Below are 15,700 nucleotides of genomic sequence, written 5' to 3' on the forward strand. Positions count from 1 at the left end.
CTTCTTAACAGGCTGCGGTGAGAAGGGGACCCTTCTCTACCGGATGCGTTAACAAGGGGCCCTTCCTTACCCCCCGACGTACGCGGCCAGGTGCTCGCCCGTGAGCGTGGAGCGGGCGGCGGCCAGGTCGGCCGGAGTGCCCTCGAAGACGATCCGGCCCCCGTCGTGGCCCGCCCCGGGGCCGAGGTCGACGATCCAGTCGGCGTGCGCCACGACCGCCAGGTGGTGCTCGACGACGATCACCGACTTGCCGGCGTCGACGAGCCGGTCGAGCAGCCCCAGCAGCTGCCCGACGTCGGCGAGGTGCAGGCCGGCGGTCGGCTCGTCGAGGACGTAGACGCCGCCCTGGGTGCCCAGGTGGGTGGCCAGCCTGAGCCGCTGCCGCTCGCCGCCGGAGAGCGTGCTGAGCGGCTGGCCCAGGGTGAGATACCCGAGCCCCACGTCGGCGAGGCGGTCGAGGACCGCCCGCGCGGCCGGCGTACGGGCCTCGCCGGCGGCGAAGAACTCCCGCGCCTCGGCCACCGGCATCGCCAGCACCTCGGCGATGTCCCGGCCGCCGAGGCGGTGTTCCAGCACCGACGCCTCGAACCGCCGCCCCTCGCACTCCTCGCACACCGTCGCGACCCCGGCCATCACCGCCAGGTCCACGTAGACCACGCCCGCGCCGTTGCAGCCGGGGCAGGCGCCCTCCGAGTTGGCGCTGAACAGCGCCGGCTTCACGCCGTTGGCCTTCGCGAACGCCTTGCGGACCGGGTCGAGCAGCCCGGTGTACGTCGCCGGGTTGCTCCGCCGCGAGCCCCGGATCGGGCTCTGGTCGACCGACACGACCCCCGCGCCGGCCGGGATCGAGCCGTGCACCAGCGAGCTCTTGCCCGAGCCGGCCACGCCGGTGACGACGACGAGCACGCCGAGCGGGATGTCGACGTCGACGTCGCGCAGGTTGTGCGTCGACGCGCCCCGGATCGGCAGCCGGCCCGTGGGCGTGCGTACCGTCTCCTTCAGGGCGACCCGGTCGGCGAGGTGACGGCCGGTCGCGGTGCCGCTGGCCCGCAGCCCCTCGACGGTGCCCTCGTAGCAGACGGCCCCGCCGGCCGCGCCCGCGCCGGGCCCCAGGTCGACGACGTGGTCGGCGATGGCGACGGTGTCCGGTTTGTGCTCCACGACGAGCACCGTGTTGCCCTTGTCCCGCAGCCGCAGCAGCAGGTCGTTCATCCGCCTGACGTCGTGCGGGTGCAGGCCCGTCGTGGGCTCGTCGAAGACGTACGTGACGTCGGTGAGCGGGGAGCCGAGGTGCCGCAGCATCTTCACCCGCTGCGCCTCGCCGCCCGACAGCGTGCCCGACGGCCGGTCCAGCGACAGGTAGCCCAGCCCGATCTCCACGAACGAGGCGAGGGTCTGGTGCAGCTTGTCCAGCAGCGGCGCCACCGACGGCTCGTCGAGGCCACGCACCCATCCGGCCAGGTCGCTGATCTGCATGGCGCAGGCGTCGGCGATGTTGACGCCGCCGATCCGGGCGGCGCGGGCGGCCTCGCTGAGCCGGGTGCCGCCGCACTCCGGGCACGCGGTGAAGGTGACCGCCCGGTCCACGAACGCGCGGACGTGCGGCTGCATCGCCTCCCGGTCCTTGGCGAGGAACGACTTGCGGATCTTGGGGATCAGTCCCTCGTACGTGAGGTTGACGCCCTCCACCTTCACCCGGGTCGGCTCCCGGTGCAGGAAGTCGTGCCGCTCCTGCGCCGTGAACTCGCGGATCGGCTTGTGCGGGTCGAGGAACCCCGACTCGGCGTAGACCCGCACCGTCCAGAAGCTGTCGGCCTTCCAGCCGGGGATGGTGATCGCGCCCTGGGCGATCGACAACGAGTCGTCGAAGAGCTGGGTGAGGTCGAGGTCGGAGACCGTGCCCCGGCCCTCGCAGCGCGGGCACATGCCGCCGGTGCGGGTGAAGGTCTGCCGCACGGTCCGGCCGCCGCCGCGCTCCACCGTGATCGCGCCGCTCGCCCGCACCGACGGCACGTTGAAGGAGAACGCGGCCGGCGGCCCGACGTGCGGCCGCCCCAGCCGGCTGAACAGGATGCGCAGCATCGCGTTGGCGTCGGTGACGGTGCCGACCGTCGAGCGCACATCGCCGCCCAGCCGCTGCTGGTCGACGACGATCGCCGTGGTCAGCCCGTCGAGCACGTCGACCTCGGGCCGGGCCAGGGTCGGCAGGAAGCCCTGCACGAAGGCGCTGTACGTCTCGTTGATCAGCCGCTGCGACTCCGCCGCGATGGTGCCGAACACCAGCGAGCTCTTGCCGGAGCCGGACACGCCGGTGAACACGGTGAGCTGCCGCTTCGGCAGGTCGACGCTGACGTCCTTGAGGTTGTTCTCCCGGGCGCCCCGCACCCGGATCAGGTCGTGCCCCCGGGTGACGCCCGGCGCGGTCGGCCCCGGCCCCGTTGCCGCTGCCATGCTCAGCGCCGCTCCTGGATCCGGACGAGGTTGCCGGCGGGGTCGCGGAAGGCGCAGTCGCGCACCCCGTACGGCTGCTCGGTCGGCTCCTGGACGACCTCGGCGTCGCTGGCCTGGATCTTCTCGAAGACGCCGTCCAGGTCGGGCGTGGCCAGCAGGATCCAGCCGTACGTCCCCTTCGCCATCATCTCGGCGATCATGCGCCGCTCGTCGTCGGTGATGCCCGGGTCGACGGCCGGCGGGGCCAGGAGGATGCTGGTGCCGGGCTGGCCGGCGGGGCCGACGGTGATCCAGCGCATGGTGCCGGTGCCGACGTCGTTGCGGACCTCGAAGCCGAGCACGTCGCGGTAGAACGCGAGGGACTCCTCCGGGTCGGTGTGCGGCAGGAAGCTCGTGTGGATGGTGATGTCCATGCCGATGACGCTAGTTGCGGCCGACTGACCTGCGCTTCTTGATTCCTGATCGGTCCGGCCGCCGCCGTTCCTCCAGCGTCGGGCGGAGCTATGCGGGCACCGGGGTCAGGACGACGATCGCGGTCTCCCGGCCCCGGTGGGCGGCGAGGCCGTCGAGGTCGCCGTAGCCCTGGTAGCCGTGCAGCGCCGACCACAGCCGGTCGCGCTCCGCGCCGGTGGCCCGGTGGGCGGTCACCTCGCGGGACCCGCCGCCGAGGTCGACGGTCGCCCGGGGGTGGGCCTGGAGGTTGAGCCACCAGGCGGGGTCGGCCGCGTCCCAACCGTTCATGGCGAGGGTGACGAACCGGTCGCCGTCGCGGATGTAGCCGACGATGACGGCGCGCGGTCGGCCCGAGCGACGGCCGGTCGTGCGCAGCCGCAGCATGCCGAACCGCCCGCCCGGCGTCGGGGCGCTCAGGCCCACCCGGTCGGCGGTGAGGCGGAGCAGGGCCTTGTGGCCCAGCCAGGCGCTGCGGACGAACCACCTCGGCGGGGGTTTGGGGGAGGTGCCCATGACGACCTCCTTTCTACGCTGTAGGTCTACAACGTAGAGTAAGCCCTACGTCGTAGGGCGGCAAGTAGGATCCGGAAATGCCCCGACGCGCCGACGACCGCTCCGCGACCCGCGCCCCCGCCCGCCTCAGCCGGGAGACGATCGTCGCCGCCGCGATCGACCTCGCCGACCGGGACGGCCTCGCCGGGCTGAGCATGCGGCGGCTCGCCCAGCACCTCGGCGTGGACGCGATGTCGATCTACTACCATCTGCGCGACAAGGACACCCTGCTCGCCGCCATGGTCGACGCCGTCGCCGCCGAGATCGAGAGGGACGTGCCGGCCGTCGGGACCGAGAGGGACGTGCCGGCCGTCGGGACCGAGAGGGACGTGCCGGCCGTCGGGACCGAGACGGACGTGCCGGCCGCCGAGATCGGGGCGGCGGAATCCGTGGCCGCCGGGGTCACGGCCGACGCCGTGGCCGTCGAGGCCGACGCCGACGGCCGGGTCGACGCCGGGGCCGGCGCGCTCGGCCCCGGGCCGTGGACCGACCAGCTGCGGGCGCTGATCACGCGGGCCCGCCGGACCATGCTGCGCCACCCCTGGGCGGCCCGGGTGCTGGAGGCCCGCGACACGCCCACCCCGGCCGTGCTGCGCCACATCGAGCGGGTGCTCGCCGTCATGCGCGGCGGCGGCTGCTCGGTGAGCCTGAGCCACCACGCCCTGCACCTGCTCGGCAGCCGCATCCTCGGCTTCAGCCAGGACCTGTTCGACGACTCGCCGAACACCCCCGCGACCGAGGCGGAGACCGCCGCGCAGGCCGCCGCCTGGGCCGAGACCATGCCGCACATCGCGGAACTCGCCGCCGCGGTCGCGCACAGCGGGGCCCTCGGCGGCTGCGACGACGAGGACGAGTTCGCCTTCGCCCTCGACCTGCTGATCGAGGGGCTCGACCGGCGGCGGCTCGCCGAACAGACCTGACCTCCCCTTGCGGGGCCCGCCCGGGGTGCGCGCGATCGGTGGCCGGTTGCGGTGGAACCGCACCGGCGTGTCGTGTAGTGGAGGCAGCCACTCATCCCGGCCCGGTCAACTCCGGGACGCCTCGATTGCCGGTGACACCGGCCCCGGCTAGGCGGACTTGCGGGGCGCCGCCTTCTTCGGGGCGGCCTTCCGCGCCGGTGCCTTCTTCTCGGCCTTCGCCCCCGCCGCCTTCGTCGTGGCCTTCCCTGGGGCCGCCTTCTGCGCACCCTCGGCGGCCTTCGTCCCGCCGCCGCTCCCGCCGGCCTTCTTCGCCGCCTTCTTCTCGGCAGCCTTCCGCGAAGGAGCCTTCGCCGCCTTCGTGGCCTTCTGCGCCGACCGGGCCGACGTGATCGGGGTCGGCCCGCCGCCGGACTCCGGCTGCTCCCCGCGCGCTGCCCGGGCCCGCTCCACCGACGCCTTGAGCGCCGCCATCAGGTCCACCGCCGCCGCCGGGGCCTCCTCGGCCTCCTCCGGCGCGACGACCTCCCGGCCCTCCACCTTCGCGTCGATGACCTCCTGCAACGCCGCCCGGTAGTCGTCGGTGAAGACCTCCGGCTCGAACTCGCCCGCCATCGAGTCGATCAACGAACTCGCCATCGCCAGCTCCGGCGGCCGGACCTTCAGGTCCTCGCCCAGAAAACCGAAATCGGGGGTACGCACCTCGTCCGGCCACAGCATCGTGTTGAGCAGCAGCACCCCCTCGCGTACCCGCAGGGTCGCCAACTGCTCCCGCTGGCGCAGCGCCACCTTGACGATCGCCACCCGCTCCGAGTCGGCCAGCGCGTCGCGCAGCAGCACGTACGGCTTCGTCGCCGCGCCCTCCGGCTCCAGGAAGTACGCCTTGTTGTAGAGGATCGGGTCGACCTGCTCCGCCGGGACGAACTCCAGCACGTCGATCGCCCGCGAGGTGGTCAGCGGCAGGTCCGCGAAATCCTCGTCGGTGAGGATCACCATCTCGCCGCCGCCGATGTCGTAGCCCTTGGCGATGTCGTCGTAGGTGACCTCCTCACCGCACACCGAACAGGTCCGCTTGTACCGGATGCGCCCCCCGTCGGACCGGTGCACCTGGTGGAAGCGGATGTCCTTCTCCTCGGTGGCCGAATAGAGCTTCACCGCGATCGAGACCAGCCCGAACGAGACGGCCCCCTTCCAGATCGCCCGCATCCCCCGCTCCTCTCCCCGGCTACAGATCAGGATCGCAAAGGATCGAAGCGGGCGCGATGACTTCTGTTGCCCTACTACAGTCAGGAAATGCCCGGCGCGCCGCTGAAGCCGATGCTCGCCACGACCGGCCCGCTGCCCGCCGGTGAAGACTGGGCGTACGAGTTCAAGTGGGACGGCGTACGCGCGCTCGCCGACATCGTCGGCGGCCGGCAACACCTCTACGCCCGCTCCGGCGTGCAGATCACCGCCGCGTACCCGGAGCTGATCACCCTCGCCGAGCAGGTCGACGACGCCCTGCTCGACGGCGAGGTGGTGCTGCTCGACCGGGCCGGTCAGCCCTCCTTCACCGCGCTCGCCGAACGGATGCACGTACGCGACCCGGCGAAGGCGGCCCGGCTCGCGGCGAGCGTACCCGTGACGTACCTGATCTTCGATCTGCTGCGCCTGCGCGGCGCGGACCTCACCGGCCGGCCCTGGCGCGACCGCCGCGCCCTGCTGGAGGCCCTCGGCCTCGGCGGCGCGCGCTGGGCCGTGCCCCCCGCCTTCGCCGACGGGCCCGCCACCTACGAGGCGGCCGGCGAGCACGGCCTCGAAGGGGTGATGGCCAAGCGCGTCGGCTCGGCCTACCGGCCCGGCGTCCGCTCGCCCGACTGGGTCAAGGTCAAGCTGGAGGTCACCGGCGACTTCGTCGTCGGCGGCTGGCGGCCAGGGGCCCGCAGGATCGGCGGCCTGCTCCTCGGCGTGCCCCGCCCCGACGGCCGGCTCACCTACCGGGGCCGCGTCGGCGGCGGCATCGGCGCGGCCCTCGAACGCGAGCTGCTACGCGAGCTGGAACCCCTGCGCGCCGACAGCTCCCCGTTCGCCGGCGACGTGCCCCGCGAGGACGCCCGGGGCGCACACTGGGTGGACCCCAGGGTCGTGGTGGAGGTGAAGTACGGCCAGCGCACCCCCGACGGCCGGCTGCGCTTCCCCCGGGTGCTGCGGCTGCGCCCCGACAAGCCGCCCGAGGAGGTGGACGATGCCGGCTGACCGGCTCAAGGTCGACGTGCAGGGCCGCCCGCTGGAGCTGTCCAACCTGGACAAGGTGCTCTACCCGGCGGCGGGCTTCACCAAGGGCGAGGTGATCGACTACTACACCCGCATCGCCCCGGTGCTCCTGCCGCACCTCGCCGACCGGGCCCTCACCCGCATCCGCTACCCCAACGGCGTCGAGGACAAGAGCTTCTTCGAGAAGAACGCACCCGCCGCCACCCCCGCCTGGGTACGCACCGAGAACCTCCCCGCCCCCGGCTCCACCAGGGGCCGCGAGACCATCGACTACGTCGTCGCCGACGACCTGCCCACCCTCGTCTGGCTGGCCAACCTCGCCGCCCTGGAGCTGCACACCCCGCAGTGGAAGATCGGCAGCCACCCCGACCTGCTGGTCGTCGACCTCGACCCCGGCCCCCCGGCCGGGCTGCGCGAGTGCAGCCAGGTGGCGCTGCTGCTGCGCGACCGGCTGGCTGTTGACGGGCTCGACTCCCATCCGAAGACGTCCGGCAAGAAGGGCATGCAGCTCTGCTGCCCGATCGCCGGCACCCAGTCCTCGGACACGGTCTCCGACTACGCCCACCGGGTCGCCCGCGAGCTGGCGGAGACCCACCCGAAGCTGGTCGTGTCGAAGATGGCGAAGAACCTGCGCGGCGGGAAGGTCTTCATCGACTGGAGCCAGAACAACGCGGCGAAGACGACCGTCGCGCCGTACTCGCTGCGCGCCCAGCCCGTGCCGGCCGTGTCGACGCCGCTGACCTGGGACGAGGTGGCGGCCGGCGCGGCGGGCAAGCGCCCGGCTGCTCGCCCCTACACGGCGGAAGAGGTGCTCAAGCGGGTGGACAAGCACGGCGACCTGCTCGCCGGCGTGCTCACCGCCGGCCCGGAGGTGCCCGCCGGCTGACGCGCCGGCTGAGTCCGTCTCGCCGACGGAAGAGCGTCGTACGCTCACTTGGTGCTGCTCACGTACGTCGACGAGTCGTTCACCGAGCGTGGCGTGAAACGGCCAGCCCTGGCCAAGAGATACGCCGCATCCGCCCGGCCAGCACACGAGGTGGTGCTGTCACACCTGCTGGAGAGAGTCGACGGGTATGCGGCGAGCCGGGAGGAGTATGCGCTGGTCATCGCCGACGAGGTGCAGGAACAGGCGGCGCACCGGGCCGACCTCACGCGGTACCGGGTGTCCGGGACCGGCGGGTACCGGTCGAGGAAGCTCACGCGCATCGTCGATACGCTGCACTTCGCCCCGTCGCACGCCAGCCGGCTCGTCCAGCCGTCGACCTGGTGACGTTCCTCTACCAGCGTCTTGACCGGCCGGGCACCGATCCGCGGGAGGCGGCGGCCAACGAGCGCCTTTGGTCCCTGGTCGCCTCCCGCTGCTACCACTGCTGGTGCTGGGACCCGCTGGCCAAGGTTGCGTGACCGTGCCCCGGATGCACGAAGGGCCCGCTGACGCGGGCCCTAAGGCGGGTGCGGGAGCCCCGAAGGGCGTCCTGCGACCTCCAGGCTAGCAGCAGTTTGTGTGTCACACCCGGAATGTCCAGCGATTCTTCTCACCGCCGTTCGCGGCGTAGCCGCAGGAACGCGCCGCCGACCAGGGCAACCGCGATGACGCTGACCGCGATGTCGCTGAGCAGGGCCGCCAGCGGCGACGACGGCGCGTAGCTCGGCACGACGTAGGCGAAACTGGCGACGGAGAGCAGCCCGGCGGGCGTACACCAGGATGCCGACCCACAGCGGAGCCGGTGCCGCCCGCCGGCCCGGAACAGGCGCGGGCCGGTCGCGCCGCCAGCGCGGCAGAAGCGCGGCGGCGACGAGCGCCAGCACCACCAGCACCGCGAAGACGAGCTGGGCCGGGGCGAGCACGAACCCCTTCCGGCCGTCCTCGCCGTCGGCGAAGATCAGCAGGCTGCCGGCCAGGTAGAGCGCGCCGACCACCAGCAGGCCGGGCCACCGCAGCCAGGACCGGTGCCGACGGTACGGCGAGACGAACGACTCCACGACGGCGATCGGCGCGCAGACGCTCAGCGCGACATGGTTGCCGGCGTAGTCGAACGCCTGCCCGACGCTGAACCCGAGCACCGGCACCCGGGTCTGCGCGGCGGCGGCGTCGAAGTCCGCGAACTCCGTGTCGTCGAGGAAGCCGGTGTTGAACAGCGACTGGTCGACCAGCCCGGCCTGCACCACCCCGAACGCGGCGGCCAGCAGACGATCGCCGGCCAGCCGCCGCCGGTGGGCCGGGCGACCTCCCGGACCAGCAGGGCGGCCCCGCCGTACAGAGGGCTCAGGAAGATCAGCACCAGCGGGTAGTCGGTGACGACGAACCCGCCCTAGGAGCACTCGGCGGCCCACGGCGCGAGCGCGAACAGGGCCAGCACCGGCGCGAGCCGACGCCACCGGCCCGGCGTCGGTGGCCCGCATCCCTCGGCAGGTGAGGCGATCCGTGACTCCCCGTGACCAGTCATCCGTCCACTGTCCGGATTCGACGGTCGCCGGGCAACAGCCGCAGGTCTACGCCCCCGGGGGCTGCCGCTCGTGCCACCCGTAGGCCCGCTGGTTGCGCCGGATCGCGCACGGCGCGAGGTGGTCGCTGGGCAGGCCGCACCGCGCGCCGCCGGCCAGTCGCCGGTCACAGAACACCCGATGATGTACGCGCTGCTCGTCCTCGGTCGACACGGTCACCTCCCCGGCATCGACACACCGAGTGAGCTGGGCCAGGACCCGCGCCGCCGTGCGGGCGAGGATCCGGGCGCGGAGCAGGTCCGGCACGACGATCGGCACGTGCACGACCCACCGACTGTTGGGGCCTCTCATCGGCCGACCGATTCGTGGCGGTTAGCGGGCTCGTACGAGTTGGATGTTCTCGGGACGGGCTGTGGTCGCACTCGGGGCCGCCTTCCGTTCGGAGCTCGGGGTGGGCCCTGCCGCCGCAGCCTCGTTCGGCGAGCACGGCGGCAGGGCGTGTCGGGGTGCCCGGGGTGGCCGGGCCGGGGGAGTCCGGCCACCCCGGGCTGGGGGAATGCGCTGTGGTGACGAGCGACCGCACGGGAAGCGCTAACCGACCGCATGGAGCGCGTCACTGTCAGCGACGCTAGCGTCATGCATCACCTACGTCAAGTGCAGATCCTGCGGCTCTATCAGCAGCTTCATCATCGTCACCTTCTTCAGTAGGTGCATTGCCTACCTCAGATTGCGGATCGATACTGGGAGGGCCAACCGACTGCAAGGGGCATGAAGTGCCTATTCCGCCCACAATGGACGAGTTGCTGGACGATCTCGTGAGGAGGATCAAGAGCGGCGAGTACCCACCTGGGTCGCAGTTGCCCTCCGGCCGGAGCATGGCCGACGAGTACAACGTCTCGCATTCGACGATTCAGCGGGCGGTAGCAACTCTGCGGCAGCGAGGCGTCCTCGTCGGTCGGCCTGGGCGCGGCGTCTTCGTCGCGGAGTCATAGCAACGCGGGAGCCGGCACTGTCCTGGGGGCCTGTGCGGTGCGTAGTTGATGTGCAGAGGGCTACCTCTGCGTGCACGGAAAATTGGCGGGTGGAGGTCGCTCCGGGGTGCGGGCGCGTGGATCATCCCCGAAAGCGCGGGAAGTAGCGCGACGCGAACCAGACGTACCACCGTAACGAGCGATCACCCCCGCGTGTGCGGGGAGCGGCAGCAGCCGACGATGAAGCCGCGTCGGCCGCCGGGATCACCCCCGCGTGCGCGGGGATCGGACGCCGTTCACCGTCGAGATCCCCGCGTACGGCGGATCACCCCCGCGTGCGCGGGGAGCGGCCACGGGTATTGACGAGACGCGGCGGCTCGGGGGGATCACCCCCGCGTGCGCGGGGAGCGGTGCTCCTCGTAGTACCGGTGGGCGGCGGCGACCGGATCACCCCCGCGTGCGCGGGGAGCAGGCGCCCTGCATGAGCGCGTCGTGGGAGTGCCAGGGATCACCCCCCGTGTGCGGGGAGCAGATCTTCTTCGCGACCGTGGTTGCCCGCTTCGCCGGATCACCCCCGCGTGCGCGGGGAGCAGGTGATCGCCCGGATCACGCGCCGGGCGTGCGCGGGATCACCCCCGCGTGCGCGGGGAGCAGGGCGCGTCTCTGCCCGGCCTGCACGCCGTCACGGGATCACCCCCGCATGCGCGGGGAGCAGGGGTTCCGGGGCGCGATCGACGCCATGGCCAAGGGATCACCCCCGCGTGCGCGGGGAGCAGTGCGCGGCGCTGGCCGTGGCGGACAGGCCGTGGGGATCACCCCCGCGTGCGCGGGAGCAGCGCCAGCCTCACGGCCGAGCGGGGGCGCTGTCGGGATCACCCCCGCGTGCGCGGGGAGCAGGCATTTAACGCATGTATCAGCTGCGGTTGGAGGGGATCACCCCCGCGTGCGCGGGGAGCAGCAGGTGCGGGCCATCCGCGACGCCATCGGGGTGGGATCACCCCCGCGTGCGCGGGGAGCGGACTTCCTGACCTGCGGTGCTAAAGATCAACTCCTTCGTTTTCCTTCATTTTGCCTCTCAAGGTCATTTCCGTTCGAGGGGTGCGGCGGTCGGGTCGCAGTCGGTTCAGCGTACCGATGGGATCTTTTCCCGACACCGATCCGGGAGGGCGTCGCTGGGCTTCGCCGGTCTCAGGCGGGATGGGCCGATGATGGCGAGGCGATGCCGAGGGTGCCCACAACGAGGCTGTCGCCGACTTCGCGGGCCAGAGCGGCACCGGTCGCCGCCGCCTGCTCAAGGCCGCTGCGGAACTCGGCCAGTTGGCGGAATGCCTGGCCGTACGCCTGCTGTTGGTGCAGCGGCAGCACCGGGATGGTGAGCCGCCGTACGTCGATGCGCAGCGCGCCGCTCGCGGAGCTGGAGCTGCGGCCGGCGACGCGCAGGTTGTCCGTGCGGGAGATGACCCCGGCGACGAACCACGGATCGAAGCGGGTCGTGTCGACGCGCAGTAACTGGATGCCCGGCCCGATTTCGGCGCCGACCTGGTCCGGGGTGGCTACGCGGGCGTTGATGGTGTGGCCGACCACGGGGATGAGGATGTCACCGGCGAGCACCTCGGGCCCGGAGTCTTCGGTCGCCGTGCGGGCCACCGAGCCGGTCGCGGGGCCGCCGGACAGGATGTCGGTGACGGTCAGCACGGTGGCGCTGATGGTGGCACCGGTCGATCGGCTGCGGGAGACGGCCCGCTGCACGGTGATGCTGCCGGATCGGATCAGGTCGGCGACATCGGCCTGGGACGCCTCGCGTAGCGGTGCTTCTGGTGCTTCCCGGACGGCGGGCAGCGTGCGCTTCAGCCTGTCGAGGCGCTCGCCGAATTCGGCGATGCCGGCAACGACCTGCGCCGGGCTGGTGGCCAGTGCGTTGCCCTGCGGAAGGTGCCGCTGCGGTGTCAGGTCGACCTGGTCGTCGAGCAGGTCGATGACCGGCAGGGCGCGGTGGACGCCGGGCGCTTCCGCGTACTGATCGGATCGGTAGGAATCCCACGCGGAGCCGACGATCTCGCTGGGCGGCCGGTCCGCTGAGGCGGTCGTGGCGTCGACCATGAGCAGCTCTCCGGCGCGCGGCCGGTGCGGGTCGGGCTGGGCCAGGACCCAGATGTGTAGGCCGATGCCGGCCGGCGGCATCATGCCGGCGGGGAGGGCGACGACTGCGCGCAGCGCCCCGTGGCGGATCAACTCCGCTCGGACCCGGCGGCCGGCCGGGCGTGACGCGGCGGCCGGGGGCATCAGCACCACGGCGGTGCCCGAGCGGGAGAGATGGGCCATGGCGTGCTGCACCCAGGCCAGCTCGGGCTCGGTGCGCGGGGGTAGGCCGTAGGTCCAGCGCGGGTCGTAGGCGAGGCGGTCGTGGCCCCAGTCGTGGATGCCGAAGGGGAAGTTGGAGACGACGACCTCGGCCCGCAGGTCGGGCAGGCCGTCGGCGAGCAGGCTGTCTCCGATGTGTACGACGGGTGGCTCCGCGTCCTGCCTGGCCTGACGGGCGCGCAGGTGCACGAACCACAGCCGCAGCAGGGTGATCATGGCGTACTGCGGGTTGATCTCCTGCGCGTAGCAGCGGATGGCTGTGCCGTCGCGTAGGGCCCGGTCGGCGGCCATGCGCAGGATCGATCCGGTGCCGCTGGCGAAGTCGAAGACCTGGGCCCCTGTGCCGGCGAGGGTCAGCATCACGTCGGCGACGGCGTCCGGCGTGCCGGCCAGGCCGGACAGCGACTGGGCGGAGGTCACGTACCGGTGGTGCAGGTGCTCGAAGGCGTCTTCCGGGCCCCGCTCCGAGCCAAGCTGGTCGACCGTGTGCAGGAGCGTGGTGAGCTGCGGAGTCCACTGCCGCGGCAGCACGTCGCCGACCAGTTTCGCCAGGGTGGGGTCGAGGGCGTGGAGATGGTCGACGAGCTGCCCCGGGGCCGGCGGGTCGCCGCCGCCGGGATCGGCCTGGTCGGCTCGGACGAGCAGGAGTGCGCCGGCAACGATGAGCACGTCGCTGATCTGCGTGGCGGGCTGGTGGCTCTCGATGTGTCGCCAGGCCCAGTGTGCGGTGCCCGCCTGATGCAGCCGGCCGTGTCGGCGCAGCCAGTCCGTCACCTCTCCGGCGTCGAACGACGGGCTGGCCGGGGTGCCGCCCACGGGTGCCGGGAAGTCGGCATACCGGCGACGCCAGTTGCTGACCGCCGCCCTGCCGACGTCGGCCAGCCGGGCGATGTCGCTGGCGGTCAGAGTGGCCTCGCTGGAGGCGGTCGTGCTCCGCGCTTTCCTCACCCGTGAACGCTATCACGACAACTGACCTTGTGTAGTCGGTTCACAGGATCTATCTTCCTTGGTGACTCCCTGGATTCACGCCTTTGGAGGGCCCATGCCACGCCGTGGCCGAAGCACGACCATCGGGAAGTTCGCCAAGTTCCACCAGGACCGTCGGGTGTCCGAGATCAGGTTGCTCGGCGAGGCGCTGCGCCGCGAAGGCCACACCGCCCCCGACGCTGCTGCGCAGCCGCCACCTGGCGCGCGGGAGGTCTCGGCAGCCCGCTGACCGGACCTGCTCCACACGCAGGGCCGAACCCGCACCGACAACCGAAGGAGGACCATGAACACCCTTGCTCGTACCGCCGTCGCCAACCGTCCTGTCGTCGTGCTTTCCGCCGATCCACTATGTCCGCCGAGGCGCGCGGCGGTATGGCTCCCGTGCCCCGGACGGCATGGACTCCCAGGCGTACGCACGGGTGCGCCTTGACCCGGTCGTGGGTGCCGCCATCGCGGACGCCTACCTGGCGGCCCCGGTCCGGGACGAGCGTGCCCGTGCCGCGTACGCCGCTTTCTGCCGGGAGACGGTCCAGCAGTACGCCTTCCTGGTGGGCCGGGTGGAGTTCGGTGGCCTGGGCGTGACGGTGCGGATCGTCGACGCCGACCCCTACCCGGACGCCGGGTCGATGGTCGCCGACGTGCGGCGACGCCGGTTGAAGGTGTGGGCCAGCGCGGCCACCGGCAACCCGCATCCCTGTCTCAGCGACGAGGAGAACGACATGTTCCGGGCCGTCCACGACGTGTTCGGGCACGCGGCGACCGGGCGTGGCTTCGACCGGCACGGCGAGGAGGCAGCCTGGTTGAAGCACAGCGCGATGTACTCGCGGCTGGCGGGGCGTGCCCTGGCGACCGAGACGCGCGGGCAGAACTGTGCCCGCGTCTACCACTACCCGGCCGGTCACTTTCCCGAGCAGAAGGCGGTGTTGCTGCCCCGGGCGTTCAGTGATCCACGCCGGGTGTGGAACGCGAGTGCGGAGAGGAGGGTGACCCCTGCTCGGTGAGCCGCGCGATTTCCTGCCGCAGGCCCGGCACGTCGGGGTGGTCCGGGCCGTCGGCCCGCACGCGGCTGTCCAGCAGCGCCTGGAGCTGGCGCATCGCCCGACGGTGCTCGCCGAGCGCCACGTGCGCCCGAGCGGCCCGCAGCCGCAGGTCGAAGACGGCGGGATCGTCGTCGCCGTGCTGCTCGGCGCGTTGGTCGGCGAGCCGTCGCCACAGCCGCGCGGCGGCCCGGAACTCACCTGCGGCGTGGAGCTGGTCCGCCTTCCTGGCGGTCAGCTCCACGCCGGGCTCGGGTTGGCCGGGGACGGTTGTCGTCGTGGGGCGGGTCTGCTGCGGGACTCGTCCCACGATGGCGGCATAGCTCTGCACCGCTTCGGCGGTGTCGGTGAGCACTCCGGAGATCGGGGGCCGGTCCAGGGAGAGCGGCGCCAGCACCGGGTAGACGTCGGCGACGGAGGCCGGCCGGTCCCGGGGGTCGATCGCCAACAGGGCGTGCACCAGGTCATCGAGCTCGGCGGGGGTGTCCGGCCGCAGCCGGGCGGGGCGTGGCGCAGGGCCGTCCAACTGATGCCGCACCGTCGTCATGGTCGTCACACCGTCGAATGGCGGGCGGCCGGTGAGCAGGTCGAAGAGCGTGGCGCCCAAGCCGTACAGGTCGGTGCGGTGGTCGGTGGGTTCCGCGAGGATCTGTTCGGGTGCCATGTAACCCACCGTGCCGAGGCTCTGCCCGCTCTGGGTGATCCGCGAGTATCGGTCGTCGCCGTGTATCGCCGCCAGGCCGAAGTCCAGCACCTTCACCGCGCCGCTGGTGTCCAGCATGACGTTGCTCGGCTTGAGGTCGCGGTGCACCAGGCCGATCCGGCGCGCGGCGAGCAGGACGCTGCTGATCTGCGCGCCGATGGCGGCGACCCACCCGAATGGGAGGGGGCCCTGCTCGGCGACCAGGTCGGTGAGCGTGACGCCGTCGATCTTCTGGAAGACGACGTACGGCCGGCCGGTCTCGTGGCCGAGGTCGTAGACGGCGGGCACGCCGGGGTGGTCGAGGCGGGCGGTCAGCAGCGCCTCCCGCCGGAACCGGCGTACGGCCTCCGGGGCCGGGCTGGCGGCGCTGACGAACTTCACGATGACCTGGCGATCGAGCAGGGTGTCCCGGGCTGGCCAGACCTCGCCCATCCCCTTGTGTGCCAAGGGGTTGCGGCCCAGCACATACCGGTCTTTGAGGCTCGTGCCGGGCACCACGACGCCCAGCATAACCCCTGATCGGACCGCCTCCGTCGACGGCGGCAGGCTCGATTTCGAGCGTACGGTGAA

At 72.3% G+C, this 15,700-nt stretch carries 15 protein-coding genes and 1 CRISPR repeat array; of the genes, 7 read left to right on the forward strand and 8 right to left on the reverse strand.

Annotation, left to right across the window (positions count from 1 at the left end; all coding sequences use genetic code 11):
• Positions 1-66 precede the first annotated feature (66 nt).
• From O7628_RS14890 to O7628_RS14900, 3 genes are all read right to left on the reverse strand, one after another.
• Positions 67-2,451 carry an excinuclease ABC subunit UvrA gene (locus O7628_RS14890; RefSeq protein WP_278131182.1) on the reverse strand — a complete coding sequence of 795 codons (2,385 nt, stop codon included), beginning with the start codon at positions 2,449-2,451 and terminating at the stop codon, positions 67-69.
• Positions 2,452-2,453: 2 nt separating this feature from the next.
• The gene (locus O7628_RS14895; protein ID WP_178063031.1) at positions 2,454-2,864 is read right to left on the reverse strand and encodes a VOC family protein; all 411 of its coding nucleotides are present in this window, start codon (positions 2,862-2,864) and stop codon (positions 2,454-2,456) included.
• A gap of 88 nt (positions 2,865-2,952) precedes the next feature.
• The gene (locus tag O7628_RS14900) at positions 2,953-3,417 is read right to left on the reverse strand and encodes a nitroreductase/quinone reductase family protein (protein WP_178063032.1); all 465 of its coding nucleotides are present in this window, start codon (positions 3,415-3,417) and stop codon (positions 2,953-2,955) included.
• 77 nt (positions 3,418-3,494) lie between these two features.
• On the opposite strand from O7628_RS14900, the gene O7628_RS14905 reads away from it, so the two are divergent.
• Complete coding sequence (locus O7628_RS14905) at positions 3,495-4,376, forward strand: TetR/AcrR family transcriptional regulator C-terminal domain-containing protein (RefSeq protein WP_278131184.1); 882 nt, start codon at positions 3,495-3,497, stop codon at positions 4,374-4,376.
• A gap of 147 nt (positions 4,377-4,523) precedes the next feature.
• Here O7628_RS14905 and O7628_RS14910 read toward each other — a convergent pair whose 3' ends face one another.
• Entirely contained in the window at positions 4,524-5,579 is a 1,056-nt protein-coding gene (locus tag O7628_RS14910; RefSeq protein ID WP_278131186.1) for a Ku protein, read from the reverse strand.
• Between the two features lie 87 nt (positions 5,580-5,666).
• Here O7628_RS14910 and ligD (O7628_RS14915) point away from each other — a divergent pair, with 87 nt between their 5' ends.
• Genes ligD (O7628_RS14915) through O7628_RS14925 form a run of 3 tightly spaced genes read left to right on the forward strand, consistent with a single transcriptional unit; the run spans position 5,667 to position 7,896 of the window.
• Positions 5,667-6,608, forward strand: coding sequence for a non-homologous end-joining DNA ligase (ligD, locus tag O7628_RS14915; RefSeq protein WP_278131188.1), 942 nt, complete (start codon positions 5,667-5,669; stop codon positions 6,606-6,608).
• Positions 6,598-7,512: a non-homologous end-joining DNA ligase gene (gene ligD / locus O7628_RS14920; RefSeq protein ID WP_278131190.1), complete on the forward strand. Its 915-nt coding sequence runs from the start codon at positions 6,598-6,600 to the stop codon at positions 7,510-7,512. Before ligD (O7628_RS14915) ends, ligD (O7628_RS14920) begins: the two co-directional genes overlap by 11 nt.
• A 51-nt stretch (positions 7,513-7,563) precedes the next feature.
• Entirely contained in the window at positions 7,564-7,896 is a 333-nt protein-coding gene (locus O7628_RS14925) for a DUF3800 domain-containing protein (protein ID WP_278131192.1), read from the forward strand.
• Between the two features lie 173 nt (positions 7,897-8,069).
• On the opposite strand, the gene O7628_RS14930 is transcribed toward O7628_RS14925, so the two are convergent.
• Both O7628_RS14930 and O7628_RS14935 read right to left on the reverse strand, forming a co-directional pair.
• Positions 8,070-8,792, reverse strand: coding sequence for a hypothetical protein (locus O7628_RS14930; RefSeq protein ID WP_278131194.1), 723 nt, complete (start codon positions 8,790-8,792; stop codon positions 8,070-8,072).
• A gap of 327 nt (positions 8,793-9,119) precedes the next feature.
• Positions 9,120-9,422, reverse strand: coding sequence for a hypothetical protein (locus tag O7628_RS14935; protein ID WP_278131196.1), 303 nt, complete (start codon positions 9,420-9,422; stop codon positions 9,120-9,122).
• Between the two features lie 422 nt (positions 9,423-9,844).
• On the opposite strand from O7628_RS14935, the gene O7628_RS14940 reads away from it, so the two are divergent.
• Positions 9,845-10,063: a winged helix-turn-helix domain-containing protein gene (locus O7628_RS14940; RefSeq protein WP_278131199.1), complete on the forward strand. Its 219-nt coding sequence runs from the start codon at positions 9,845-9,847 to the stop codon at positions 10,061-10,063.
• Between the two features lie 178 nt (positions 10,064-10,241).
• Positions 10,242-11,059: direct repeats of the CRISPR family, unit length 26 nt; unit sequence GGATCACCCCCGCGTGCGCGGGGAGC.
• Positions 11,060-11,230: 171 nt separating this feature from the next.
• On the opposite strand, the gene O7628_RS14945 is transcribed toward O7628_RS14940, so the two are convergent.
• Positions 11,231-13,351, reverse strand: coding sequence for an N-6 DNA methylase (locus tag O7628_RS14945; protein WP_278131201.1), 2,121 nt, complete (start codon positions 13,349-13,351; stop codon positions 11,231-11,233).
• A 94-nt stretch (positions 13,352-13,445) separates the two neighbouring features.
• On the opposite strand from O7628_RS14945, the gene O7628_RS14950 reads away from it, so the two are divergent.
• Both O7628_RS14950 and O7628_RS14955 read left to right on the forward strand, forming a co-directional pair.
• A complete protein-coding gene (locus O7628_RS14950) occupies positions 13,446-13,619 on the forward strand; it encodes a hypothetical protein (protein ID WP_278131203.1) in 174 nt (57 codons plus the stop codon).
• Positions 13,620-13,809: 190 nt separating this feature from the next.
• Positions 13,810-14,391: a hypothetical protein gene (locus tag O7628_RS14955; protein WP_278131205.1), complete on the forward strand. Its 582-nt coding sequence runs from the start codon at positions 13,810-13,812 to the stop codon at positions 14,389-14,391.
• Here the strand turns inward: O7628_RS14955 and O7628_RS14960 are convergent.
• Positions 14,330-15,628: a serine/threonine-protein kinase gene (locus tag O7628_RS14960; protein WP_278131207.1), complete on the reverse strand. Its 1,299-nt coding sequence runs from the start codon at positions 15,626-15,628 to the stop codon at positions 14,330-14,332. The genes O7628_RS14955 and O7628_RS14960 overlap by 62 nt on opposite strands.
• Positions 15,629-15,700: the final 72 nt, after the last annotated feature.

It is taken from the genome of Micromonospora sp. WMMD956 (genome assembly GCF_029626125.1).
GTDB lineage: Bacteria > Actinomycetota > Actinomycetes > Mycobacteriales > Micromonosporaceae > Micromonospora > Micromonospora carbonacea.

Excerpts from the sequence above, each read along its gene's own strand:
- O7628_RS14890 (WP_278131182.1), bottom strand. The coding sequence starts at position 2,451 with ATGGCAGCGGCAACGGGGCCGGGGCCGACCGCGCCGGGCGTCACCCGG.
- O7628_RS14895 (WP_178063031.1), bottom strand. The coding sequence starts at position 2,864 with ATGGACATCACCATCCACACGAGCTTCCTGCCGCACACCGACCCGGAG.
- O7628_RS14900 (WP_178063032.1), bottom strand. The coding sequence starts at position 3,417 with ATGGGCACCTCCCCCAAACCCCCGCCGAGGTGGTTCGTCCGCAGCGCC.
- O7628_RS14905 (WP_278131184.1), top strand. The coding sequence starts at position 3,495 with ATGCCCCGACGCGCCGACGACCGCTCCGCGACCCGCGCCCCCGCCCGC.
- O7628_RS14910 (WP_278131186.1), bottom strand. The coding sequence starts at position 5,579 with ATGCGGGCGATCTGGAAGGGGGCCGTCTCGTTCGGGCTGGTCTCGATC.
- ligD (WP_278131188.1), top strand. The coding sequence starts at position 5,667 with ATGCCCGGCGCGCCGCTGAAGCCGATGCTCGCCACGACCGGCCCGCTG.
- ligD (WP_278131190.1), top strand. The coding sequence starts at position 6,598 with ATGCCGGCTGACCGGCTCAAGGTCGACGTGCAGGGCCGCCCGCTGGAG.
- O7628_RS14935 (WP_278131196.1), bottom strand. The coding sequence starts at position 9,422 with ATGAGAGGCCCCAACAGTCGGTGGGTCGTGCACGTGCCGATCGTCGTG.
- O7628_RS14950 (WP_278131203.1), top strand. The coding sequence starts at position 13,446 with ATGCCACGCCGTGGCCGAAGCACGACCATCGGGAAGTTCGCCAAGTTC.